Genomic DNA, 22,001 nt, shown 5'->3' with positions numbered 1-22,001 from the left:
TCGAGCGAGGCGATCGCCTCGCGGGCGGCCGCGGGCGTCGCGAGGTCGCGGAACTCTTTCCGGTCGCTCACGGCGTCACCTCCCACAGCTCGACGTCGACGACCTCGCCAGCGTCGAGCCCCTCCCGCGGCTCCGGAACCACGACCCACCCGTCCGCGAGCGCGACGCTCGACAGGATGCCGGAGCCGCTCGCGCGGGTCGGCGTGGCGGCTGGGAGGTCGGCCTCATCGCCGTCGATCGATTCGTCCCCGGCGTTCCCCGCCGAGAGCGCCACCCGCGCGAACGTCCGCGTTCCGGGCTCGCTCGGCACCTTCCGGTCGAGGACCGCGCGGCGGGTCGGGAACGGGTCGGCGCTCGTTCCCCCCACGTGCTTCTGGAGCGGTCGGAGGAACTGCGCGGCGTTGACGATGCAGGCGACCGGGTAGCCGGGCAGCGAGACGACCGGCGTGCCGTCGGCGACGCCGAGACAGACCGGGTGACCCGGCTTCAGGGCGACGCCGTGGACGAGCACCTCGCCGATGTCGTCGACGACCTCGGGGATCAGGTCGCGTTCCCCCACGGAGGACCCGCCGGTGGTGACGACGGCGTCGGCGTCGAGGTCGGCCTCGACCGCGGCCGCGAGCGCCGCCTCGTCGTCGGTGACCACGTCGCGGTAGCGGGCCTCGCCACCCCAGCGCTCGACCAGCCGCGAGACGGTCAGCCCGTTCGTCTCGATCACCTCGCCGGGACCGGGGTCGGACTGGACCAGCTCCTCGCCGGTCGGGATCACGGCGACGGTCGGCGGCTCGTAGACGGGGACCGCGTCGAGCCCGACCGATTTCAGGAGTCCGAGGTCTGAGGGGCGCAGGACGTGGCCCGCGTCGAAGAGGCGCTGGCCGTCCGCGACGTCCTCGCCGGCCTCGCCGACGTTCTCGCCGGTCGCGACGGCGTCGAACGTCTCGACCTCGCCGCCCTGTCCGCTCCCGCGGCCGACCGCCTCCACCTGCTCGATCATCACGACCGCGTCGGCCCCCTCCGGAAGCGCGCTCCCGGTGTGGACTCGCGCGGCCTCGCCGGGGCCGATCGACTCGGGCTCGGTTCCCGCGGCCCGGAGCACGGCCGGCGAGCGGTCGGACGCGCCGAAGGTGTCCTCCGCCCGGACTGCGTACCCGTCCATCGCGGCCCGGTCGTAGCTCGGGACCGGCGCCGGCGCGTCGACCGGCTCGGCGACGACCCGCCCGTCCGCGTCGGCGATTGGCACCGACTCGGTCCGACCGTGAGGCGCGGCCGCGTCGAGCAGCGTCGCCAGCGCGTCGACGACGCGGGTGCGCCGCTTGAAGCCGGCCTCGTGTCTGTCGTGGCTCATAAGCGTCCGTTTCGGGCCCGCGTCCAAAAACCCCGCTCTCTGGGTGATCGACGCGGCGTCAGGTCACCCACGAGAGGATCCGGGCTGCGCGGTAGGTCCCCTGTATCGCCGCCGCGCGGGCCGCGGCGGCCGTCTCGACGGCGGCCCGCCGCGCGGCGCTCGCGCTCCGGACCGCGCCGGTCCGCGCGTAGTACCCGGACTTTCGTCCGGCGGCGCCGACGTAGTGTTTCGCCGCCATCCGGACGGGCGCGCGGCGCCCGTCGACCGTCGTCGTCCCGTCTCGGATCGCGTCGAGCACGTGGGCGCCCGTGACGTCGGCGACAGACTCGACGCCCTCGATCTCCACCTCCGTGAAGGCCCGCCCGACGTACTCCAGGTGGTGTGCGTCGCTCGCCGCGACGCCCGGATAGTCGTACTCCGCCGCGAACCGCCGCGCCCGGCGATTTCGGTACCCCGTGAACAGCCACGCGTTGAACGTCTCGACGGCGTCGACCTCGTCGATCTCGCCGATCTCCGCGACATCGTCGACGACAGGCGGGTCGGACGCGCTGTCGCCGACAGCGGGGGCCGCCTCGTCGCCTGCGTCCGGGACTGGGATGTTCCGTTCTCGGACCCCGTGACGCGAGCGCTGGAACGGGTGCGGAACGATCGCGACGCCGCCGCGTTCGTGGATCCACGCGACCGTCTCGTCGTACGGCTTTCGACGCGGGGGCATCCGCTCGACGCCGATCGCCAGCAGGTGGCCGTCCGCGGTCGACACCTCGACCCCGGGGATCCCGATCAGCCCGTACTCGGGGGCCAGTTCGGCCGCCCGTTTCGACTCGCCGATCACGTCGTGATCGGTGATCACGACCGCGTCGAGGTCGATCTCCGCGGCGTGTTCCAGGATGAGCTCGATCGGCTCGTGGCCGTCGTAGCTCTCGTCCGAGTGGACGTGGGGGTCGATGCTGACGGTGACGCTGGACACACCCGCACTAGACGGCGGGAGGTACATAAATGCGCCAGGGTCGGCTGACGACTACTCACACCCGACGCGCTGGAGCGTCGGACGCAGCTCCAGCGGCGGCGACGAGAGGCGATCCGTTCAGCCGAACAGCCCCCTGATCCTGTCGACGATCGAGCCGTCCCGGTCGTCCGCCTCGGCCTCGCGTCTCTTCTGCTCTCGGAGCTCGCGGAGCTTCGCGGCCTGATCGTCGGTCCCCGAGCCGCTCGCGGTCTTCGCCTCGCCGCCCTGTAACCCCTTCAGCTCGGAGACAGCGTCGTTCACCGTCCCCGATGTCGTCCGCGTCTCCGTGGCGGAGCCGGCGAGCTGCTCCCGGTCGACGTCTACCTCGTCGATCGCGCTCGTGTCCAGCTCCAGCCGACGTGTCTCGGTGCGCTCCACGCCGCCCCACGTCAGCTCCGCGTCCTCCAGCTCGCGCTCGATGTCCGCGCGGACCTCGGCCTCGGTGACCGCCTCCGCGTCGTCGCCCGCGCCCCCGGACGCGTCGTCGCCCCCAGCGCGGCTCGCAGCGGCTCCGCCGGCCCCGCCCGCGGCCACTCCCGTCGCGCGCTCGACGCGGTGGGCGACCAGCGCGCCGCCGGTCGCGGCGATGACGGCCACCAGCCCGGGCGTGTACACCGCGACAACCTGCGCGCTGTAGTCGGTCGCGCCGGGGACGTTCCAGTTGTACGGGTACGCCCACGTGAACAGCCCGACCGCGACGAACGTGATCGCGGCTCCGGCGCCCGCGAGGTACAGCATCCGTCGGTCGACCGGCAGGAGGACGACGACGCCGAGAAGGAGGACCGGCAGCCCGACCGCCCCGGCGACGGCGGCGACCTCGCGGACCGCGTACGTCGACAGCGCCTCGGGCGGGAGCGTCGCGCTGTAGAGGAAGACGGCGACGCCGACCAGCCCGAGCCCGATTCCGGCGAAGAAGAGCCCGAACCCCGCGTACACGTCGATCGTCCGCTCCGGGTCGCCGACGTAGCGCCGGTAGTACTCCAGCAGGCGGTTCTCCGCGTTCGATTCGCTCATACGGGACCGTCTGCACCGACTCTAATGATTGTTACCCAACCGCGCCGGGTACCCCCTGCGTTTTTGAGGGCGCCCGTCCACGCTTCACCTGATACCCCGTGTCACCCGAGTGTCCCCGATGCGGATCGTCGCTGTCCACGTTCGCGCTCGGCGGGGCGACGGCGGTCGCCTGCGACGACTGCGGCTACGCCGGCGTCGAGGCGGACCACTCGGGAGAGCCGCGGCTCGTCGAGAGCTGGGAGGACGCGTTCGCGCGGTTCCAGGAGCGCTACGACTGACCACCACGACCGACCATGCCGACAATCGAGATCACCGACGCCCACCGCGACCGTATCGAGACGCTCCGCGAGGAGCTGACGGCGGCGCACGCCGGCCCGTACGCCTCGGTCGACACCGAGGACGCGCTGACCTACCTGTTCGACCTCGCCGACGCGGTCGACGACCCCGACCGCCTCGCCGACCCGGAGGCGCTCGGCGGGGCGGACGGAAGCGAGCCGCCATTCGACCGCGACCGCGCCCGCGAGCGGCTCGAATCGCGGCCGCGCCGACACGGCGACCCGGACGCTGCCGAGGAGCTCGACCTGTACGAGATCGCGGCCGCGTTCGACGTGAGCGGCCGCAGCGACATGACGAAGGCGGAGCTCGTCGACGCGATCCTCGACGCGGCCGCGTCGCTCTCGACGGACCCGTTCTCGCACGTCGACGTCGACCTCGGCGAGGGCGGCGCCGACGGCGACCGCGACGAGTCGGGAGCGGGAATCGAGGCGTCGGAACCGGCGGACGGCGAGACGTCGACCGGGGACGAGGAGACGGCGACCGGGGACGAAGACGGCGGCGCCGGCCAGCTCGACGCGATGATGAGCCTCCTCGACACGCACGCCGACAAGTGGCGCGAGGCCGACGGCGACGCGCGGTACGAGGTCGACCTGCCCGACGGCGGCGTCGAGACGGCGCGCACGAAAGACGACGTGCGCGCGCTGCTGTTCCGGAACTACTGACGACCCATGGGAGTCCTGTCGAGACTGCGCGCGTGGATCTCCGGGGCGAGCGAGGGCGACGAGACCTCCGACGCACCGGCCGAGGAGTCCCCCGGCGACGAGGGCGCTGCGGACGACGAGCCGGCCGGTCTCGACCCGAACGCCGCGACAGAGACGCGGACGGTTACCGCGACCGACGACGCCGTCGACGCGCTCCGCGACGTGCGGCGGTCGCACGCCGACGACGCCTCGGACGAGGGGGACAGACCGACCGAGGAGGATTGACCGAGGGGATCGACCGACGGGACCGACCGTCCGCCCGTACGAAGGGTTAGGTTCCCGGAGACGAACGCGTCCGTATGGCCGAGTCGAGTGAGAGTGACAGAGAGGATACCGACGGGCGTGATCGCGCGACCGATCGGGACCGAGCGCTCGTCGACCGGGCGATCGAGCTCGCGGCGGAGGCCGTCGACGAGGGGAACACGCCGTTCGGCGCGCTCCTGACCGTGGACGGCGAGGTCGTTGCCGAGGCGCGAAACGAGACCCGAACCGAGAGCGACGTCGCGGCCCACCCGGAGCTGACGCTCGCGCGGCGGGCGGCCCGCGAGCTCGACGCCGACGAGCGTGCTCGCTGCGCGATGTACGCGAGCACCGAACCGTGTCCGATGTGCGCGACCGCGGTCCACTACGCCGGGCTCGGCCGGGTCGTCTTCGGCGTCGCGGGCGAGACGCTGAACGACCTCACCGGCGACGTCGTGTCCATCCCCTGCGAGGAGGTGATCCGCCGCGCCGGCGGCGAGACCGTGGTCGACGGTCCGGTCGCGACCGAGGCCGCGATGGCCCTCCACGAGTCGTTCTACGGGGACGGGCCCGCGGGGGAGCCGTAGCGTGCGGGGTCGCAGATCGGCGAGTCGCCGCCGGCCGTTGCCATGAGCGAGGGCCCCTCGATCGTCGCGGTCGGCGCCGCGGCGATCGACGAGTGGTACGCCGTCAGCAACCTCCCGGAGCCGGACGGCGGCGCGTTCGCGAGCGAGGTGACGACGGCGTTCGGCGGCGTGGGCGCGAACGTCGCGGTCGCCCTCGACCGCCTCGACCGCGACGTGGGGCTCGTCAGCCGCGTGGGCGACGACGAGTACGGCCGCCGCGCCCGCGAGTACCTCGCCGAGACCGGCGTCGACGCCTCGCGCGTGGCGGTCGGCGACGATCCGTCGACCCGTTCCGTCGTCCTCAGCGCGCCGAACGGCGAGCGCGCGATCGTCACGACGGGAGAGAGCTTCCGCCGGATCCGCCTTTCGACCGCCGATCGCGAGGCGATCGCCGCGGCCGACGTCGCCTTCCTCACCGGGTACACGCCCGACCCGGTCTCACGAGACGTGCTCGACGTCGTCGAGACGGCGTCCGACCCGCCCGCGCTGGTCTTCGACCTCTCCGGACCGGTCGAAGAGCTGGTGGGTCGCGGGACCGAGCCCGAGACGGCTCACCGGCTCCTCCACGCCGCCGACCTGTTCGTCGCGGGCGACGTCGCGGCCGCGGCCTACTTCGGCGGGGAGGCAGCCGCGGTCGAGCGGGTCGCGGCCGCGCAGCGGGTGCGTGTCGACGCGGTCGAGGGCTCTGACGCGGTCGGAGGCTGGCCCCGCGCGGTCCTCACGCACGGCGCCGACGGGATGACGGTCGTCGCCGCCTGCCAGGTCCGGCGGTTCGACGCGTTCGACGTCGATGCGGTCGACACGACGGGCGCCGGCGACGCGTTCGTCGCGGGGTTGATCGACCGATGGGTCGCTGCGGAGGGCCGCGGGGCCGGCAACGCGGGCTCCGATGATGTCGCCGACGGCGTCCGCTTCGCGGCCGCGGTCGCCGCGATCAACTGCACGGAGCGGTTCGCGCAGCGCGGGCTCCCGGCCCGCGACGAGGTGGAGCGGTTCATCGCGGCGCGGAAGTAGACCGAACAGAACCGGCGGCCGGTCTCACCGGACCTCGTCCGCTCGCGCCACGAGCTCGGCGACCCGCTCGGGGTCGACCGGGGCGGTCGTCTCGCCGCCCGCCTTGAGCGCCGTCCCGACGACGACGCCGTCGGCGACCGACAGCGCGTCGCCGACCGTCTCCGCCCGGACCCCGCTCCCGACGAGGACCGGCGTGTCGAGGCCGTGGGCGTCGCGCTCGGCGACGACCGCCTCCAGCGCCTCCGGGTCGGTCGCCTCGCCGGTCCCGCGACCGGAGGCGATCACGGCGTCGGCGAGCCCCCGCTCGGCGGTGTCGGCGAACGACTCGGCGGTGTACCCCTCCGCCGAGAGCGGCGCGGAGTGTTTCACGTCGGTGTCGGCGAAGAGGCCGACGTCGACGCCGAGCGCCTCCCTGAGACGGAGCGTCTCGTGGGCCTTCCCCTGCACGATCCCCTGGTCCGTGACTCGGGCGCCGGTGTGGACGTTCACCCGGACGTAGCCGGCACCGACCGCGACCGCGACCGACAGGGCCGCCTCGGCGTCGTTGCGGAGGACGTTGACCCCGAGCGGCAGGTCCGTCTCCGCGGCGACCGCGGTCGCCGCGCGCGTGACCGCGGCGACGACGTGTTTCGGCGCGTCGTCGGGGTAGAAGGGGGCGTCGCCGAAGTTCTCGATCATGATCCCGTCGACGCCGCCGCGGTCGAGGGCGCGGGCGTCGGCCGCGGCGCGGTCGAGCGCGTCGCGCATCGCGCGGGCGCCGTCGGCGGGCGCCTCCGGCGCGCCGGGGAGGGGCGGGAGGTGTACCATGCCGATCACCGGCGCGTCCGTGCCGAAGGTGGCCTCGAAGTCCATCGTACCGAGCGCGACGACCGCGCCGCGTATAAGCGTCCCCACACGGCGACTCCGTCGCGCGACGGGCGAGCGGGTGCGGTGAGCCGCGGACGGCCGTCAGGCTTCGCGGACGGTAATCAGAATTAACACCGGTCGCACCGTCTCGCGGGTATGACCGACGACCTCGACACCCCGGTGCTCGACGACCACCTCCACCTCGACCCGCGGCACGGCCGCGGGATCGACGCCGTCGAGGACTTCGCCCGGCTCGGCGGCACCCACCTGCTCGTGGTGAACAAGCCGTCGTGGCACCTCGGCGTCGAGCCGGACGAGCCGGGGGACTTCCGGCCCGTCTTCGAGGAGACGCTCGACACGGTGGCGGCCGCGACGGACGTGCTTCCGGGGCGCGCGTGGCCCGTCCTCGGCGTCCATCCGGCCCTGATGAGTCGGCTCGTCGACGAGCGGGGGTTCGCACCCGCGGAGGCGCGAGACCTCATGCGGGGCGGCCTGGAGGTCGCGAGCGAGTTCGTCGCCGACGGGCGCGCGCTGGCGCTGAAGTCCGGTCGCCCGCACTACGACGTGAGCGACGCCGTGTGGGACGCCTCGAACGCGGTCACGCGCCGGGCGTTCGAGCTCGGCGCCGCCCTCGACTGCGCCGTCCAGCTCCACACCGAGGCCACCGAGGACCTCACCGACCTCGCGGCGGTCGCCGTCGAGTCCGGGCTCGACCCGACGAGGGTCGTGAAACACTACGCGGCGGGTCGACTCGCAGGGGTGACGCCGAGCGTCATGAGCGAGAGGGACCGGCTGGAGCGCGCCGCCGAGTCCGGCGAGCCCTTCCTGATGGAGACCGACTTCGTCGACGACCCCGACCGCCCGGGGATGGTGCTCGGGCCGAAGACGGTCCCGCGCCGCGTCCGCTGGCTGCTGGAGAACGGGTACGAGGACGCGGTCCGACGCGCGCACGTGGAGACGCCCCGGTCGGTGTACGAGATCGACACCGAGGCGACGCTGGAGTAGCCCCGTCGCCGATCGCGAGTCGGCGGCGCGCCCGGCCCGGCGTCCTCGCCGACCGCTCGACGCGAGCGCGGCCACCCCGAATTCCGGCGTCGAGCGGGTGAGAGGCTGTCTCGCGGGACGATCGATAGGAAAGGCATTTGAGTAGTCCGGGCGACGTACGGGACATGACCGAGGACGACGCCGTCGAAACGTTCTATACCGACGAACGCTGGCAGAACTGGCTCGACCGGCTGGAGGAAGAGGAGCTCGACCCCGAGAACGAGGACTCCGCGCGCCTCCTGTTGAACCTCCAAGACGACGCGGCGATCGCCGTCGTGAAGGTGCTCGCGGCGTTCGACGAGGGTCGGATAGACGAGGACCGCGCGGTCGAGGAGGTCCGGGGCGTCCGCGAGATCGTCCTCGCCGACGTCGAGTTCGACGACGAGGACAAGACGATGCTGATCGACGGCGTCCAGACCTCGCTGGTCCCCGTCTTCTACGCGGCCGAGGAGTACGTGGTCGGCGGCGTCGTCGAGGGCGACGTGACCGAGTTCGTGCGCGCGGCCGCCGACGCCGAGGCCGAAGAGGACCTCGACGCGGCGCTCGGCTACGTCGTGCAGGCCGGGACGCGCGTCATCGACGGCGAGCCGCTCGACATCGACCTCGTCGAGGAGCTGGAGTACGGGCTCGTCTCGGAGTGGGTCAACGGGCTCGACTCCCTGCAGTCGGCCATCGAGGACCCCGAGGTCGTCGAGGAAGAGGACTGAGCGCGGCGGTCGGCTCGGGCGTCGCTTCTGCCGCTCGCACTCGATCGCCGAGCCGCCGCGCCGTCGCGCGACCGCGACGCCCGAGATGAACCGTTATGCGTCGGCGCCGCGTTGGCGTCGTATGGCCATCTCCGCGGCCGGGGTCGCGACGGTGTTGCTCGCCGTCTGGACGCTCAGCTCGTTCGTCCCGTTCGTGCCGAGCGGCGTCCTCGCGGCGCTGACGGTCGTCGGGTACGCGTACTCCACCGGCTTCGCGGAGCCGGGACTCGCCGTCGTGATCGCGCTCGTTCTCGTCTCGCTCACGGCGTCCGCGGCGGAGCTGCTCTCGGGGCTGGTCTCCGGACGGCTGGGCGGCGCGTCGACGCTGTCGGTCGGTGTCGGCACGCTGGTCGGTATCGCTCTGCTGTTCGCGGTGGGCCCGATCGGCCTCGTCGTCGGGGTGGGCGGGGCCGTCTTTCTCGAGGGCCTCTACGAGAACTCGGCCGAGCCGCGCGTCGCCGTCCGGCGGGCGGCGTACGCGGTGGTCGGCGTCCTCGCCGGCTCGTTCGTGCAGGCGGTGTTGCTCGGCGGCGTCACCGTCGCCTTCGCGCTCTCCGTCTTCTGACGCCGAGGGACGAGAGCGAGGTCAGCGAGTCTCCGCGCCGTCACCCGGCCACCGCGAACAGGAGCAGGTTGTGCGCGGCCGGACCGAGGCCGACGGCGGCGACGAAGCCGAGCAGGAGGTACCCCTCCGCCGGCCGGTCGCGGACGTACTCGGCGAACAGCCAGACCACGGCGCTCGCCACCGCGAGCTTCACCAGCAGGAACACCCACCCCTCGCCGAGCACCGGGACCGACGGGATCCACCCGAGCTCCAGGAGGATCCGAGAGACCGGCGTGCGCTCGCCGAACCCGAGCTGCGCCGTCCCGACCGCGGTCGAGACGCCGTCGAGCGCGTGGCCGAGCACGGCGAGTGCCCCGACGCCGCCGGTGACCGCGGTCTCGGGCCGCAGCCGCGTCAGGACGGTCCAGACCGCGGCGGCGATCGGGAGGGTCGCCGCGAGCGCGACCGCGGACCACCGGGCACCGACGGGGGAGACGCCCGTGGCGAGCGCGGCCGCGACGACCGGGACGAGGAGGAGCGCGCCGCCCGCGGCGAGGGCGGCCGGGACGCGGTCCGGGAGAAGTTCGGCGCTCGCGAGCCACGCGGCCCCCGCGAGCGACCCGACCGTGAGGTACACGGTCGGCGAGCCGGCGAGCGGCGCGATCGCGGGCGGGAGCGCGTCAACGACGTAGAGGACGTGAGTCGCGGACCCGAGCGCCATCCACGGGGCGAGCGCGAGCACGTGACGGCCGGTGACCCGGGGGGGAGTACGGCGGAGCGCGACGGCGACCGCGCCGGCCGTGAGCAGGACGGCGACGAGGTGCGGCGCGGGCGGGACCGTCGTACCCTCGGGGACGAGGGGGAGTCCGCCGACCATCACACCGACAGCACGGGCTGGCTCGCGTAGAGGAGGACGTACTCGGCCGCCTTCCCGAGCACCTCGCCGGGGTCGCCGGAGACGGGCTCGCGCGGGACCACGATGAAGTCCGACTCGAGCTCCTCGGCCGTGTCGAGCACGACGCTGCCGGGGTGGACTGTCTTCACGCGCGTCGAGAAGCCGTACGCGATGGAGTTGCTGTGGGCCACCTCGGCCGCCTCGGCCCGCTCCGCGACGGAGTCGGTGAACGCCTCGGTGTCGTCGGCGACGTCGGCCTCGTCGACCACGCCGTGGTCGATGGCGCGGACCACGTCCTCGTCGAGCACGTACAGGGCGTGGACGCTCGCGCCGTACTCGGCGGCGACCGCGATCGCGTAGTCGACCGCCTCGTGGGACTCCTCGCTCCCGTCGACGGGAACGAGGACGAGGTCGATGTCGAGATCGGTCATACGCGAGACGTCGTCGGGGGAGTTCAAAAAGCCCGCCCCATGCGGTCGGCGGCGGGGGCGGTGGGTCGGCTCCCCCTCGAACCCCGCTCAGAATCCGGAGAGATCGCGCTGACCGGCCTCGCGCCGCTCGTTCGGCGGGACGTTCGTCGCGACGATCTCGTCGACCGCGTCTCGGCTGTCGGCGTCGCTGTTGATCGCCCGGGTCGCGTCCTCGGTCTCGACGCGGAACCCCGCGTCGGCGTACGGCTCGTACATCACGCCGCTGTTGCTCAAGACGACCCAGACGCCCGCCTCGTCGAGCTTGCTCGCGACGTCGAGCAGCCGGCGCTGGTCCTCGCGGTCGAACCCCGCCGCGCTGTACTCGTTGAAGCTCGCGGTCGCGCTCAGCGGCTCGTACGGCGGATCGAAGTAGACGAGGTCGCCCGCCTCGGCGACGTCGAGGACGTACGCGAAGTCGCCGGTGCGGATCGTCGCGCTCGCGAGCACGTCGCTCGCCCGGCGGATCCGGTCGCGCTGGACCCAGTCCGGGTTCGCGTACCGGCCCACGGGGACGTTGAACCCGCCGTCCGCGTTCTCGCGGTACAGCCCGTTGTAGCAGGTCCGGTTGAGGTACAACAGGAGGGCGGCCTCCTCCAGCGGGTCGAACGAACCCTCGTACGGCCGCCTGTTGAACCGCGCGCGCTGCTGGTAGTAGTAGCTCTCGACCTCGCGGCCGCGGGCCGTCTCCTCGGCGAACGGGAGCGACGGGTCCGGGTCGGCGTCGGGGGCGTCGAACGCCTCCAGCCGCTCGACGAGCGCCTCCGGCCGGTCGCGCACGCACTCGTAGAAGTTGATGAGCCGCGCGTTCGCGTCGTTGATCGTCGCGTCCGCGGGCTCCAGGTCGAAGAAGAGCGCGCCGCCGCCGACGAACGGCTCGTGGTAGCGGCCGTACGTGGCCGGGAACCGAGCGTACAGCTCGTCGAGCAGCTGGCGCTTGCCGCCCGCCCACTTCAGGATCGGCTCGGCCATGCGATGTCGACTCTCCCCCGCGGCGCGGTAAAAACGTCTCGGGCTCAGTCGTCGGCGACCCCGGCTCAGTCGTCGGCGGGCTCGGGATCCGGCACGGGGAGGTCGGCGACGTGGGCGGCGGCCTCGTCGAAGTTCGGGCCGGGCGCTATCGTCCCCGCCTCTCGGTCCCACTCGATGTACCCCGCCTCCTCCAGCGCGGGGAGGTGCTCCTCGCGGAGCTCGGCGGCGATCTCGTCCACCCGGCCGCGGACGCGAAGATCGGCGACCGTCTCGACCGACCCGTCGGCGAGGCCGGCGATCGTCAGCAGTGCGTGGGCCTCGTCGATCCCGTCGAGCGCCGTCGGCCGTGTGGAAGGGGTATCGTGCGTCGTTGACATAGACCGTTCGTATCTATCTGTAGATCCGAGATGAAATAAAACTACGGGACGACACGTCTCGTCGACGCGGGGCCACCGACTCCGAGCTGCCCGCCGAGGTCGGGAACCGGTGCCGACGGGACAGCGGAATCGGTACCGACCGCCGGATCGCTTCGGACCCGGCCGGAGGGCGGGTCCGTTCGCTAACGTTACGAGTTCTTGAGAGGTCTACGAACGAGTAACATGGTACGCGTTACACCCCATTAACAATCGTTTTAGACGCTCTACGCGTGTGATCCATGGTATCTATTGTCAGAACATATCCGAAATATGAAAGGTATATACCGTCTGGCGTCGTACGGGTAGGTATGCAGCCAATACTCGACCAATACACGGCACGAACGCTCGCGCCGGGCGCCGGCAGTCCATCCGACGGCGGCCTCATCGCCTCGCTCGCGTTCCTCGCGTTCCTCGCGCTGGCGCTGGTGGCGGCCTCGTACCCGCTGCTGTCCGCGGGGGCGCTCGCTCTCGCCGTCGCGCTCGCGATATCCGCGCGTTCGCTCGCGCGTCACGTCGACCCCGACACGGTCCGCCGCGTCAGCCTCCCCGGAATCGGTACGCTGGAGTACCGCTTCACCCGGACCTGAGCGGTCGCGTCGAACCGGGTCGAACGAATCCCCTCCGGACGAATCCCTCCGAACTACAGTCCATCAGCGACGCGCCCGCCGACGTCGAGTCCGTTCGCGATCGCGGCGTGGAGGCGACCCTCGCCGGCGACCCAGTCGCCGAGGAGGTACAGCCCCTCTCGGCGGGCCGCCTCCGCCGGACCGCGGTCGACGCCGCCCTCCGGGAGCGCGTATCGCCACCCCTGGTGGTCGGTCCAGTCGGGAGCCGCCAGCCGGTCGTCGCCGACGATCGCGGCGGCGTGGTCGGCGAGGTCGGCCACGTTCGCGGCCGGGTCGTCGTCGTAGCGCTCGACGGACCACTCATGGCCTGCCTGGACGACGAGCAGCGTCTCCCCGTCCGGGACGTGACCCTCCTTGCACTCCTCGCGAGAGATCCAGCCGACGGCGTGTTCCCTGTCGGCGTTGACGAGCCCGTAGTACGGCACGTCGACCGCGAAGGGGTAGTGCAGCACCGCGCTCCACACGGACCGGTACGTCACGTCGCCCACGGCGTCGACGAGGGCCCCCCGAATCGGCGACTCCCACTCGGCCGCCCGGAGCAGGTCGGCGGTCTGCGGGGCCGGCGGGTTCACCAGCAGCGCGTCGAACGGTCCCCACGCCTCCCCGTCCGCGTCGTCGAGCGCCCACCGTCCGTCGACGCGCCGGAGAGTCTCGACGCGCGTCCGCCGGTGGACCGTCGCGTCGGTCCGACCGAACAGCCGCTTCGCGATCTGGGTGAGCCCGCGCCGGTAGCTCCACTTGCGCTCGTCGGCGTCGCGGCCGGGCGAGACCTCGCCGTCCGCGTCGAAGGTGTACACCGGCTCGGCGACGTCGACGAGACCCGCGTCGTCGAGCGTCTCGGTGACCAGCTCGACGACGCGCTCGTCGTCGGCCTTCAGGTAGTTCGCCCCGTAGTCGTACGTCAGGTCGCCGTGACGACGGGTCGCCGCGCGCCCGCACACGCCTCCGGACTTCTCGAGGACGGTCACGTCCGCGCCGGGCACCGCCTCGTCGAGAACGAACGCCGCGGCCGCCGCCCCGGCGCCCGCACCGACGACGCCGATATCGGTCATGAGCGATCCACGGGACGCGCTCACTTAATCGGTCGCGTGGCGGGGGCAGGAGGCGACCGCCGAGCGGCGCGGCGCGCTCTGCGGGCCTCGCGGTCGGGGACATGAGGCAAGAACGACCCCAACGACGCGTTTTAATCGCTCGGTCGGAACAGTATCGATACGAACGCGAGCGTCGCGGTGGAGCGACGCGTCGCACCGGCGTCGAGACACACGACATGACACGGAACACCACCACGCGGTCGACGGACGGAAACGATGGGTGACGGCGACGGCAACGGAGACGACACCGAGAGCGACCCGGTTGACGAGGGGCCCGAAACCGACGCCGTTGACCGCGATCCGGCGGTCGACGAGGCGGGCGGCGGCGTCGACTACGCCGGCCGGGCCTCCGAGATCCTGGGGTTCTCTCGCTGGTGGCAGATCGCCGCCGCCGCGGGAATGATGGCCGCCGTGAGTCCGTACCAGTACGTCTGGTCGTCGATCGAGCAGCCGCTCGCCGAGAACCTCGACATCGCGCTGCCGGCGCTCGGCGCGGTGTTCTCCTTCTACGTCGTCTTCCAGTCGCTCTCGCAGTTCCCCGCCGGCAAGTGGCGAGACAGCCGCGGCCCCGGAGCGCTCACCTTCCTCGCGGCGCTGCTGGCGGGCGGGGGATACGTCGGGCTCGCGTACGCGACCGCCGTCTGGCAGCTGTACGTCCTCTACTCGCTCGGCGCGATCGGCGTGGGCATCGTGTACACGGTCGCGGTCAACACCGCGGTGAAGTGGTTCCCCGACCGCACGGGGCTCACGACCGGCATCGGAACGATGGCGTTCGCCGGCGGGAGCGCGCTCGTGGTGCCGTACGTGCGCGCGAACGCCACCCAGGCGGCGTACAGCGACGTGCTCCGGAACGTCGGGCTCGGGATCCTCGTCGTGACGCTCGTCGGCGCGTTCCTCCTCAGAGACCCGCCGGACGACTGGCTCGGGCTGGAGGACCGGCCGGACGGCGGCAGCGACGAGGGACTGGCCGCCTCCCTCCGCGGGCGCGCCTACACGACCCGTGAGATGCTCTCGACGTGGCAGTTCTGGCTGCTGTACGCGATGTTCGTGGCGACGGCCGCCGCCGACCTCATTGTCATCGCGAACGTCGTCCGCTTCGCCGAGCAGTTCGGACTGGCGGCCGTCGTCGCCACCGCGTCGGCGACCCTGTTGCCCGTCGCCGCCGGCGTGTCGCGGATGATCCTCGGCGAGGCGTCCGACCGGTTCGACCGCAAGTGGGTGATGGCGGTCTCGTTCGTGCTGGCCGGGGCGTTCCGACTCGGCCTGATCGGGGCGGGACGGACCGGGTCGGGAGTCGTCTTCGTCGCGCTGGTGTTGGCGGCGATGTTCTTCTCCTCGCCGCTGTACGTCTACTTCCCGTCGATGATCGCGGACTACTACGGCGCGCGCAACTCCTCCGGCAACTACGCCGTCCTGTACACCGCGAAGGTCGGTGGCGGGGTGTTCGCCGGTACCGTGACCGGCTACCTCGTCGCGGCGTTCGGCTGGGTCCCGACGTTCGCGCTCGGCGGCGCCCTAGCGATCGCCGCGGGGGTGGCCGCGCTCCTGCTCCGCCCGCCGAGCGACGCCGGGCTGGGAACGGAGACGCCGGCGCCCGCGGACTGACGCCGCCGGCAGTCGACGGACTCCGACAGGCGACGACCGGCTTCGCGTCCGTCGGCCGGTACCCTCCGGCTTTTGTCCGCCGCGGCCGTACGGAGGGCAATGGAACACGCGAGCGAGCACGGGGCCGAGCTGTACAAGGCCTCGAGGACGACGGCCTCGCGGGACCAGGGTCCGTTCAGGACGAACTTCAACTTCCCCGGTCGGAACCGTCCGGGTCACGACGACCACGGGTACGGACCCCTGTCGACCGTCGTCGAGTCGTTCATGGACCCGGGGACGCTGATCCCGATGCACCAGCACCGGAACGAGGAGATCGTCTCGTGGGTGCCCGCGGGCGTGATGCGCCACGACGACGGCGAGGGGAACCGGCTCGTCACCGACGCCGAGCACCTCCTGGTCATGAACGCCGGCAGCGGGTTCTGGCACTCCGAGGAGACCTTCGCGGACGACCCCCCGCTCCGGATGCTCCAGATCTTCGTGCGCCCGCACGAACTCGAACTGGAGCCGGGGATCCAGCACGAACCCCTCCCGGAGCCGGTCGCGAACGAGTGGCGACGCGTGTTCGCGCCGGCGGGAGCGGACCACCCGCTGACGGTCCGGAACGCGGCCTCCTGCGACGACCTCCGGCTCGACGCGGGCGAGAGCGTCGCGCTCTCGCGAGGCGAGGAAGCGTCCGCACCGGACGTTACTGCCCGTGAGACGACCGACGACCGGGACTGGGACGTCTACTTCTACGTGTTCGAGGGCGAGGTGACGGCCGCGGGACGGACGTTCGGCCGCGCCGAGAGCGGTCTCTGGGTCGGCGGGGCGACGCCGACGCTGACCGCGACCGAGGACGCCGTCGTCGTCACCTTTCGGTTGGATCCCGACGCGCCGATCACCCGGCAGGGGACGATCGGACGGTAAGGCTCGTCGTGACCGTCCGCGAAGGGATCGCCGACGTTATCGCCGCGCTCCTCACCCGACCCGCGCCATCGCCCGCTCGATCCGGCGAGTGAGCGCGTCGAGGCGGTCGCCGAGCGTTCCGACCGCCGCGAGGGCGGGATAGGTGACGGACAGATCCTGGTAGAGGTACGTCGGGAGGTCGACGTCGTCGTCGCCGATCCGGAGGTCCCGAGCGTGCGCCGCGAGCACGTGTTGGCGACGAGCGGCGATGCGGTCGCAGTTCTTCACGAGGACGGCTGCCCGGGCCCGACACGCGTCGAGCGCGCCGAAGTCGCCTTCGGGGACCTCCCGGCCGAGTACCGGGATCTCTCCCCGTATCGACGCGAGCCGGGAGGCCGTCCAGTCGAGCGAGGCGACCTCGACGTCGACCCGTTCGAGGAGCGTCTCGCGCTCGTCTATCGCGTCGTCTATCGCGTCGAACAGGGGCCGCTGGTACTCCGCGTAGAATCCCGTCGACCGGGTGAGCGCGTACGCCAGCTCCGGGCCGAACTCCTCTGCGGTGCTGCGTTCGTAGGTGTCGTCGTACTCGTCACGGTAGTGCGGTACCGACATCACCGTGTCGGCGTACGCGTTCCTGACTGCGACGAGCCCCGAGCCGAGCGGCGGCTCGGAGCCGGTCGATATCGCGCCCGTCGCCCCCGGAGCGCCGGCCGCTCCGGTCCTCCGCGTCACCTTCGACGGATCGACCGAGTTGGCGGACTGAACCGTCTCCGCGGAGATCGACTCGACGCGGCCGCGGAACGCGCGGAACGCCTCTCGCTCGTCGGCGACGCGGCGCCGCTCGACCCGAGCCGCCTCCCTCGCCGGGGCGAGGATCCCGTTCGGATCCGCGTCGGAATCCTCCGGTGCACCGGCGGTCGTCGTCATACCGCACCCCTCGCGCATCGTCCACGTAAACGCTTATATGTGCGGTATCGGGCACCGGGGAGCGGTCCCGAGCCCTCAATAGCGCTCACGAGACGAACGCGGCGACGCCCCGTCGTCCCCCGAACGACCCGCCGATTCGGGTCGGCGACCGCGGGAAACGTACATCCGTCGGCCGGTGCAAGGGGGATCGATGGACGCCGCGCTGATCACGGTCGGGGACGAACTGCTCTCCGGAGACACGGTGAACAAGAACGCCAACTGGCTCGCGGGCGAGCTGAGCGACCGCGGCGTCGCCGTCGTCCGGGTCCTCTCCGTCCCGGACGACCGCGCGGTGATAGCCGAGCGCGTCCGCGCGTACGCCGCGGCCTTCGACGCCGTGATAGTCACGGGCGGAATCGGCAGCACGCCCGACGACGTGACGATGGAGGCGGTCGCAGACGCGTTCGACCGCGAGATGGTCCCCACGGACCTCACGCGCGAGTCGGTCGAGCGCCGGCTGTCGGCGATCCGCGAGCGGGTCCCGGACCGGGAGTTCGACGTCGACGTGGAGGCCGAGGCGGCGATCCCGGAGGGGAGTCGCCCGCTCTTGACCGACGCGGGGCTCGCGCCCGGGTGCGTCGTCGAGGGCGTGTACGTCATGCCGGGGATTCCGGACGAGCTGCGGGCGACGTTCGCGACCGTCGACGACGAGTTCGACGGCGACCGCCGCTCGCGGTTCCTCTACACGGTGGAGCCCGAGTCGAACATCGTCCCGGCGCTGGAGGAGGCGATGGAGCGGTTCGACGTCGCCGTCGGCTGTTACCCCGACCGCGAGGCCGACCACAACCGCCTGAAAGTGACCGCGACCGACGACGACGCGCTCGACGGGGCGACCGCGTGGCTGCTGGCGAACGTGAACGCGAGCGAGACGCCGGTGCGGCGCGACTGGGGCGACGGCGGGGCGTAGCTCTCGCGGAGGGAACGCCACGGGCGAACTGGGGAACCACTAACACCCTACGGATCGAATCGGGGGGCATGCCGGACGCCACTCTCACGCAGCCGTCATTCAGCGTCACCCACGACACCGCGCCGAGCGACGTCCTCGTCGCCGGCTTCTCGTCGTTCGGTCTCGCCGGGCTGACCGCCGTCGACTACCTCATCGACGACCTCGACCTCGAGGAGACCGGCCACGTCCGGACCGAGGGGTTGCCCTCGATCACCCCGTTCACCAAGGGGCGACCGCGCCACCCGATCCGACTGTACTCCTCGGGCGACGTGGACGTCACCGTGCTCGTGGCCGAGCAGTTCGTTCCGCCCGCGCTCGGCGAGCGGCTCTCGGCGTCGATCCTCGACTGGACGGAGGGCGCGGACGTCGCCGAGATCGCGGCGCTGGCCGGCGTCCCGATCCCGCACGGCCCGGACGCCCACCGGACGTTCTACGTCGCGACCGACGACTACCGGGACAGCCGGCTCGCCGACGGGGCGGTCCCGCCGATGGAGTCGGGGTTCCTCGACGGGACGAACGCCTCCCTGCTCGAACGGGGCATGGGCTCGCCGCTCGGCGTCGGCGTGTTCATCACGCCGGTCCACGCGCAGGCGCCCGACGTCGAGGCCGCGGTACGGCTCGTCGACACGGTCGACGAGGTGTACGACCTCGGCGTCGACTCCGGACCGCTAGTGTCGTTCGCTGAGGAGATCCGCAAGCACTACCAGGGGCTCGCCGAGCGGATGGAAGAGCGCGAACCGGAGGGGACCTACGACCGGATGTACATGTGATGAGGCCGGAACACCGCCGACGCGCCGGGTTGCAGCCCGCCGTCGATCCCGTGGACTTCGGCGTGAACTCCCGTAGTATCCGCGTCTGGAACCGCGTGCAACTCGACTCATAGTAAAAACCTATATCCGAGGGGCGTATCCTCCCGGATATGACCGACGACCTCCGCGACACGCTCGACCACGTCGGGGACCGATTCAACCTCGGCGAGTACGAGATCGACGCGTACCTCGCGGTGTTAGAGCACGGCGAGCTGACCGCGAGCGACATCGCCGACCGCACCGACATCCCGCAGCCGCGCGTGTACGACACCGTCAGAAGCCTCTCGGACCGCGGGCTCGTGGAGCTGCGGGAGTCGCGGCCGATGAAGATCGTCGCCGTCGACCCGGACGAGGCGTTCGGCGACCTCCGGTCGTCGTTCGCGGAGATGGTCGACGAGCTGGAGGCCAGGTACACCGCGCCGACCCGGGAGACCGAGGCCGTGTCGCTTGTGAAGTCGCGCTCGACGATCCTCCGGTACCTGGAGGAAGTGATCGGGGACGCGGAGTACGAGCTCGCCGTCTCGCTGACGCCCGGCCTGCTCCGCCGCTTCCGGGACGACCTGGCGGCGAAGGTCGACGCGGGCGTCAGCGTCGAGCTGCTCGTCACCCCGGCGTCGCGGGCGCCGGACCCCGAGGGGTTCGACTACCTGGAGGTCGCGACGATCGCCCGCGCGCGGCGCGGGATCACCACGCCGATCCTCGCCGTCGCCGACGGGGAGTACTCCGTCTACGCCACGCAGGACGCGCTCCGGGACGACCGCGAGCGCTACGGCGTCATCTTCAACCGCTCCGCGCTCGGCTTCCTCGTCTCGGGGTTCTTCGGAACCGTGCTGTGGACGACGGCGGAGACGCTGTCGACCGACGGGGCGCGTCGGCCGTTCCCGCGCCGCTACGCGTCGATCCGCCGCGCCGTCAAGGACCTCCGCGAGTTCGACGGCGAGGAGTTCTACGCGACCGTCGAGGGCCGCGACATCGAGACGGGCGAGTCGGTCACCGTCCGCGGCCGGGTCGTCGACCTCGCGTTCGAGGACACCGAGGAGGTCGCCTCGCTCGTCGTCGAGACCGAGTCCGGCCGCGTCGAGATCGGCGGACGCGTCGCGGCCCTGGAGGACGTCGAGGGACAGGAGATCGTGATCGGCCGCGACGAGCCGCCGGCGCTGTAGGTCGGACCGGACTCGTCAATCCCGGAACCGACCGCACGGTCGCCCCGATTTATTACGCGGGCGACCGCCCGACCCGTATGGAGTACACGACGCTCGGCGACACGGGCGCGACCGTCAGCGAGCTCGCGCTCGGCTGCATGAGCTTCGGGAGCGAGCAGGAGTGGATGCTCGACGAGGACGAGGGTCGCGAGCTCGTCGAGCGCGCGATCGAGCTCGGAATCACGTTCTTCGACACCGCGAACGTCTACTCGAACGGCGAGAGCGAGGCGATCCTCGGCGACGTGCTCGCCGAGTACGACCGCGACGAGTTCGTCGTCGCCACCAAGGTCTACGGAGAGATGGACGAGTCGAACCCGAACTCGGGCGGGCTCTCGCGCAAGGCGATCGAACAGGAGCTGCAGCACAGCCTCGACCGGCTCGGGATGGAGACGATCGACCTGTATCAGATCCACCGGTGGGACGACGACACGCCGATCGTGGAGACGCTCGCGACGCTCGACGACGCGGTGCGCCGCGGCGACGTGCGATACGTCGGCGCCTCCTCGATGTGGGCCCACCAGTTCGCCGAGGTACTCCACGTGAGCGACCGCGAGGGGTACGAGCGCTTCGTCACGATGCAGAACCTCTACAACCTCGCGTACCGCGAGGAGGAGCGCGAGATGCTCCCGCTGTGCGAGAAGGAAGGGATCGGCGCGATTCCGTGGAGCCCGGTCGCCGCCGGCTACCTCGCGCGCCCCTACGAGCGGGACGACGCCACGCCCCGCGGGGAACACGAGACCGCGCTCGGGCGGCCGTACCGCGAGGGCGGCGGCGAGGAGGTCAACCGCCGCGTGGGGGAGCTGGCCGAGGAGAAGGGCGTGAAGATGGCCCAGATCGCGCTCCGGTGGGTGGCCGGGAAGGACGTCGTCGACGCCCCCATCGTCGGCACGTCGAGCGTCGAGCACCTGGAGGACGCGGTCGAAGCGCTCGACGTCGACCTCACCGACTCCGACGTCGAGTGGTTGGAGGAGCCGTACGAGCCGGTCCGCGTCTCCGGTCACGAGTAGGCGTCACTACACCGCCGAGAATCCGCGGGATCCGCGCGACCGCACCCCTGTGTTGCCGTAACACACTTAAGAGCGGACTCTGTATCGATACTCAGTGGCATCCCGACAGGGCGGGCCGGGGGACGCCGAGTCGCCCCGACCCGGATCGACGGAGCGTCGGACCGCGTCCACGACCGCGCCGGCGGCGCGTCGGCGGGCGGCGACAAGATCGGACCCGCTCCCGTTCGAGGCCGGAGCGGGGGGCCCTCGCGGACCCGACCCGGTCCCCGATCGACGCGCGTCGGTCGGCCGAACCGCCGAGGACCCGCCGATTCGCGACCCCGGACTCTACGCGCTCACCGATCACTTCCGAGAGCGGCTCGAACAGCCCGGTCGCTACGTGTCCACCCGCACCGTGAGCGACGCGATCCGCCGCGGACAGCTCCGCTGGAACCGGACCGACGGCTGGCGGTTCGCGCTGGTCGAGGGCGGGATCCGGTTCGTCGTCGTCGTGAGCGACACGGAGACGAACTCCCCGGTCGTCGTCACCGGGTGGACCGAGGTCGCGGACCGCGAGGCGGCGCTCGAAGCCTCGCGGTGGGACGGCGTCGACGTCGACACCATCGCCGTGCGCGCCGCCCTGAGCGAGTCGGCGTCGACGCCGATCCCCGAC

General features: G+C 72.0%; 26 protein-coding genes. 16 read left to right on the top strand and 10 right to left on the bottom strand.

The features are described from left to right. Positions 1-67 precede the first annotated feature (67 nt). From glp to U4E84_RS12730, 3 genes are all read right to left on the bottom strand, one after another. Entirely contained in the window at positions 68-1,345 is a 1,278-nt protein-coding gene (glp, locus tag U4E84_RS12740) for a gephyrin-like molybdotransferase Glp (RefSeq protein ID WP_322532472.1), read from the bottom strand. 58 nt (positions 1,346-1,403) lie between these two features. After that, complete coding sequence (locus U4E84_RS12735; RefSeq protein WP_322532471.1) at positions 1,404-2,312, bottom strand: PHP domain-containing protein; 909 nt, start codon at positions 2,310-2,312, stop codon at positions 1,404-1,406. A 117-nt stretch (positions 2,313-2,429) separates the two neighbouring features. Then, positions 2,430-3,365 (bottom strand): permease, encoded by a 936-nt coding sequence (locus U4E84_RS12730; protein WP_322532470.1) that lies wholly within the window; start codon positions 3,363-3,365, stop codon positions 2,430-2,432. A gap of 98 nt (positions 3,366-3,463) precedes the next feature. Here U4E84_RS12730 and U4E84_RS12725 point away from each other — a divergent pair, with 98 nt between their 5' ends. The 5 genes from U4E84_RS12725 (at position 3,464) to U4E84_RS12705 (ending at position 6,282) form a co-directional block, all read left to right on the top strand. Further along, on the top strand, positions 3,464-3,643 hold the full coding sequence (locus U4E84_RS12725) for a zf-TFIIB domain-containing protein (protein WP_322532469.1): 180 nt from the start codon (positions 3,464-3,466) through the stop codon (positions 3,641-3,643). Positions 3,644-3,658: 15 nt separating this feature from the next. Continuing rightward, complete coding sequence (locus U4E84_RS12720) at positions 3,659-4,363, top strand: Rho termination factor N-terminal domain-containing protein (RefSeq protein WP_322532468.1); 705 nt, start codon at positions 3,659-3,661, stop codon at positions 4,361-4,363. 6 nt (positions 4,364-4,369) lie between these two features. After that, the gene (locus tag U4E84_RS12715) at positions 4,370-4,627 is read left to right on the top strand and encodes a hypothetical protein (protein WP_322532467.1); all 258 of its coding nucleotides are present in this window, start codon (positions 4,370-4,372) and stop codon (positions 4,625-4,627) included. Between the two features lie 74 nt (positions 4,628-4,701). Beyond that, positions 4,702-5,229 carry a nucleoside deaminase gene (locus U4E84_RS12710; RefSeq protein WP_322532466.1) on the top strand — a complete coding sequence of 176 codons (528 nt, stop codon included), beginning with the start codon at positions 4,702-4,704 and terminating at the stop codon, positions 5,227-5,229. Between the two features lie 42 nt (positions 5,230-5,271). Next, positions 5,272-6,282 carry a carbohydrate kinase family protein gene (locus U4E84_RS12705; RefSeq protein ID WP_322532465.1) on the top strand — a complete coding sequence of 337 codons (1,011 nt, stop codon included), beginning with the start codon at positions 5,272-5,274 and terminating at the stop codon, positions 6,280-6,282. 24 nt (positions 6,283-6,306) lie between these two features. Here U4E84_RS12705 and U4E84_RS12700 read toward each other — a convergent pair whose 3' ends face one another. Further along, on the bottom strand, positions 6,307-7,134 hold the full coding sequence (locus U4E84_RS12700) for a BtpA/SgcQ family protein (protein ID WP_322532473.1): 828 nt from the start codon (positions 7,132-7,134) through the stop codon (positions 6,307-6,309). A 150-nt stretch (positions 7,135-7,284) separates the two neighbouring features. Between U4E84_RS12700 and U4E84_RS12695 the strand changes: the two genes are divergently transcribed. The 3 genes from U4E84_RS12695 to U4E84_RS12685 all read left to right on the top strand — a co-directional run bounded on the left by U4E84_RS12695 (position 7,285) and on the right by U4E84_RS12685 (position 9,483). Further along, positions 7,285-8,133 (top strand): TatD family hydrolase, encoded by an 849-nt coding sequence (locus U4E84_RS12695; RefSeq protein WP_322532464.1) that lies wholly within the window; start codon positions 7,285-7,287, stop codon positions 8,131-8,133. 164 nt (positions 8,134-8,297) lie between these two features. Continuing rightward, complete coding sequence (locus tag U4E84_RS12690) at positions 8,298-8,879, top strand: DUF2150 family protein (RefSeq protein ID WP_322532463.1); 582 nt, start codon at positions 8,298-8,300, stop codon at positions 8,877-8,879. Positions 8,880-9,000: 121 nt separating this feature from the next. Next, entirely contained in the window at positions 9,001-9,483 is a 483-nt protein-coding gene (locus U4E84_RS12685; protein ID WP_322532462.1) for a DUF456 family protein, read from the top strand. A gap of 40 nt (positions 9,484-9,523) precedes the next feature. Here U4E84_RS12685 and U4E84_RS12680 read toward each other — a convergent pair whose 3' ends face one another. The 4 genes from U4E84_RS12680 to U4E84_RS12665 all read right to left on the bottom strand — a co-directional run bounded on the left by U4E84_RS12680 (position 9,524) and on the right by U4E84_RS12665 (position 12,173). After that, entirely contained in the window at positions 9,524-10,339 is an 816-nt protein-coding gene (locus U4E84_RS12680; protein WP_322532461.1) for a DUF63 family protein, read from the bottom strand. Then, positions 10,339-10,788 carry a universal stress protein gene (locus tag U4E84_RS12675; RefSeq protein WP_322532460.1) on the bottom strand — a complete coding sequence of 150 codons (450 nt, stop codon included), beginning with the start codon at positions 10,786-10,788 and terminating at the stop codon, positions 10,339-10,341. The genes U4E84_RS12680 and U4E84_RS12675 overlap by 1 nt, the downstream gene beginning before the upstream one ends. 87 nt (positions 10,789-10,875) lie before the next feature. Next, a complete protein-coding gene (locus tag U4E84_RS12670) occupies positions 10,876-11,796 on the bottom strand; it encodes a DNA adenine methylase (protein WP_322532459.1) in 921 nt (306 codons plus the stop codon). Between the two features lie 65 nt (positions 11,797-11,861). Then, positions 11,862-12,173 (bottom strand): hypothetical protein, encoded by a 312-nt coding sequence (locus tag U4E84_RS12665; protein ID WP_322532458.1) that lies wholly within the window; start codon positions 12,171-12,173, stop codon positions 11,862-11,864. A 347-nt stretch (positions 12,174-12,520) separates the two neighbouring features. On the opposite strand from U4E84_RS12665, the gene U4E84_RS12660 reads away from it, so the two are divergent. After that, positions 12,521-12,799, top strand: coding sequence for a hypothetical protein (locus U4E84_RS12660; protein WP_322532457.1), 279 nt, complete (start codon positions 12,521-12,523; stop codon positions 12,797-12,799). A gap of 53 nt (positions 12,800-12,852) precedes the next feature. Here the strand turns inward: U4E84_RS12660 and U4E84_RS12655 are convergent, their stop codons facing one another. Further along, the gene (locus U4E84_RS12655) at positions 12,853-13,890 is read right to left on the bottom strand and encodes an NAD(P)-binding protein (protein WP_322532456.1); all 1,038 of its coding nucleotides are present in this window, start codon (positions 13,888-13,890) and stop codon (positions 12,853-12,855) included. A 255-nt stretch (positions 13,891-14,145) separates the two neighbouring features. Between U4E84_RS12655 and U4E84_RS12650 the strand changes: the two genes are divergently transcribed. Both U4E84_RS12650 and U4E84_RS12645 read left to right on the top strand, forming a co-directional pair. Beyond that, the gene (locus U4E84_RS12650; protein ID WP_322532455.1) at positions 14,146-15,534 is read left to right on the top strand and encodes an MFS transporter; all 1,389 of its coding nucleotides are present in this window, start codon (positions 14,146-14,148) and stop codon (positions 15,532-15,534) included. A 99-nt stretch (positions 15,535-15,633) separates the two neighbouring features. Next, positions 15,634-16,440, top strand: a complete 807-nt coding sequence (locus U4E84_RS12645; protein WP_322532454.1) for a pirin family protein — start codon at positions 15,634-15,636, stop codon at positions 16,438-16,440. Between the two features lie 51 nt (positions 16,441-16,491). On the opposite strand, the gene U4E84_RS12640 is transcribed toward U4E84_RS12645, so the two are convergent. Continuing rightward, positions 16,492-17,346: a hypothetical protein gene (locus tag U4E84_RS12640; RefSeq protein ID WP_322532453.1), complete on the bottom strand. Its 855-nt coding sequence runs from the start codon at positions 17,344-17,346 to the stop codon at positions 16,492-16,494. Positions 17,347-17,536: 190 nt separating this feature from the next. On the opposite strand from U4E84_RS12640, the gene U4E84_RS12635 reads away from it, so the two are divergent. The 5 genes from U4E84_RS12635 to U4E84_RS12615 form a co-directional block, all read left to right on the top strand. Next, a complete protein-coding gene (locus U4E84_RS12635) occupies positions 17,537-18,292 on the top strand; it encodes a competence/damage-inducible protein A (RefSeq protein ID WP_322532452.1) in 756 nt (251 codons plus the stop codon). A gap of 68 nt (positions 18,293-18,360) precedes the next feature. After that, on the top strand, positions 18,361-19,101 hold the full coding sequence (locus U4E84_RS12630; RefSeq protein WP_322532451.1) for a PAC2 family protein: 741 nt from the start codon (positions 18,361-18,363) through the stop codon (positions 19,099-19,101). A gap of 149 nt (positions 19,102-19,250) precedes the next feature. Beyond that, positions 19,251-20,303 carry an HTH-type sugar sensing transcriptional regulator TrmB gene (locus tag U4E84_RS12625; RefSeq protein WP_322532450.1) on the top strand — a complete coding sequence of 351 codons (1,053 nt, stop codon included), beginning with the start codon at positions 19,251-19,253 and terminating at the stop codon, positions 20,301-20,303. Between the two features lie 77 nt (positions 20,304-20,380). Continuing rightward, positions 20,381-21,349 (top strand): aldo/keto reductase, encoded by a 969-nt coding sequence (locus U4E84_RS12620; RefSeq protein WP_322532449.1) that lies wholly within the window; start codon positions 20,381-20,383, stop codon positions 21,347-21,349. 94 nt (positions 21,350-21,443) lie between these two features. Further along, positions 21,444-22,001, top strand: a 558-nt coding sequence (locus U4E84_RS12615) for a hypothetical protein (protein ID WP_322532448.1), incomplete at its 3' end; no start/stop codon positions are given.

Source organism: Halorubrum sp. AD140 (assembly GCF_034497445.1).
Lineage (GTDB): Archaea > Halobacteriota > Halobacteria > Halobacteriales > Haloferacaceae > Halorubrum.
This window is presented reverse-complemented; position numbering and strand designations above follow the sequence as displayed.

Bases quoted from the DNA above. Each gene is read 5' to 3' on its own strand.
- glp (WP_322532472.1), bottom strand. From the start codon at position 1,345: ATGAGCCACGACAGACACGAGGCCGGCTTCAAGCGGCGCACCCGCGTC.
- U4E84_RS12730 (WP_322532470.1), bottom strand. From the start codon at position 3,365: ATGAGCGAATCGAACGCGGAGAACCGCCTGCTGGAGTACTACCGGCGC.
- U4E84_RS12720 (WP_322532468.1), top strand. From the start codon at position 3,659: ATGCCGACAATCGAGATCACCGACGCCCACCGCGACCGTATCGAGACG.
- U4E84_RS12715 (WP_322532467.1), top strand. From the start codon at position 4,370: ATGGGAGTCCTGTCGAGACTGCGCGCGTGGATCTCCGGGGCGAGCGAG.
- U4E84_RS12710 (WP_322532466.1), top strand. From the start codon at position 4,702: ATGGCCGAGTCGAGTGAGAGTGACAGAGAGGATACCGACGGGCGTGAT.
- U4E84_RS12705 (WP_322532465.1), top strand. From the start codon at position 5,272: ATGAGCGAGGGCCCCTCGATCGTCGCGGTCGGCGCCGCGGCGATCGAC.
- U4E84_RS12700 (WP_322532473.1), bottom strand. From the start codon at position 7,134: ATGGACTTCGAGGCCACCTTCGGCACGGACGCGCCGGTGATCGGCATG.
- U4E84_RS12695 (WP_322532464.1), top strand. From the start codon at position 7,285: ATGACCGACGACCTCGACACCCCGGTGCTCGACGACCACCTCCACCTC.
- U4E84_RS12690 (WP_322532463.1), top strand. From the start codon at position 8,298: ATGACCGAGGACGACGCCGTCGAAACGTTCTATACCGACGAACGCTGG.
- U4E84_RS12685 (WP_322532462.1), top strand. From the start codon at position 9,001: ATGGCCATCTCCGCGGCCGGGGTCGCGACGGTGTTGCTCGCCGTCTGG.
- U4E84_RS12680 (WP_322532461.1), bottom strand. From the start codon at position 10,339: ATGGTCGGCGGACTCCCCCTCGTCCCCGAGGGTACGACGGTCCCGCCC.
- U4E84_RS12675 (WP_322532460.1), bottom strand. From the start codon at position 10,788: ATGACCGATCTCGACATCGACCTCGTCCTCGTTCCCGTCGACGGGAGC.
- U4E84_RS12670 (WP_322532459.1), bottom strand. From the start codon at position 11,796: ATGGCCGAGCCGATCCTGAAGTGGGCGGGCGGCAAGCGCCAGCTGCTC.
- U4E84_RS12665 (WP_322532458.1), bottom strand. From the start codon at position 12,173: ATGTCAACGACGCACGATACCCCTTCCACACGGCCGACGGCGCTCGAC.
- U4E84_RS12660 (WP_322532457.1), top strand. From the start codon at position 12,521: ATGCAGCCAATACTCGACCAATACACGGCACGAACGCTCGCGCCGGGC.
- U4E84_RS12655 (WP_322532456.1), bottom strand. From the start codon at position 13,890: ATGACCGATATCGGCGTCGTCGGTGCGGGCGCCGGGGCGGCGGCCGCG.
- U4E84_RS12650 (WP_322532455.1), top strand. From the start codon at position 14,146: ATGGGTGACGGCGACGGCAACGGAGACGACACCGAGAGCGACCCGGTT.
- U4E84_RS12645 (WP_322532454.1), top strand. From the start codon at position 15,634: ATGGAACACGCGAGCGAGCACGGGGCCGAGCTGTACAAGGCCTCGAGG.
- U4E84_RS12640 (WP_322532453.1), bottom strand. From the start codon at position 17,346: ATGACGACGACCGCCGGTGCACCGGAGGATTCCGACGCGGATCCGAAC.
- U4E84_RS12635 (WP_322532452.1), top strand. From the start codon at position 17,537: ATGGACGCCGCGCTGATCACGGTCGGGGACGAACTGCTCTCCGGAGAC.
- U4E84_RS12630 (WP_322532451.1), top strand. From the start codon at position 18,361: ATGCCGGACGCCACTCTCACGCAGCCGTCATTCAGCGTCACCCACGAC.
- U4E84_RS12625 (WP_322532450.1), top strand. From the start codon at position 19,251: ATGACCGACGACCTCCGCGACACGCTCGACCACGTCGGGGACCGATTC.
- U4E84_RS12620 (WP_322532449.1), top strand. From the start codon at position 20,381: ATGGAGTACACGACGCTCGGCGACACGGGCGCGACCGTCAGCGAGCTC.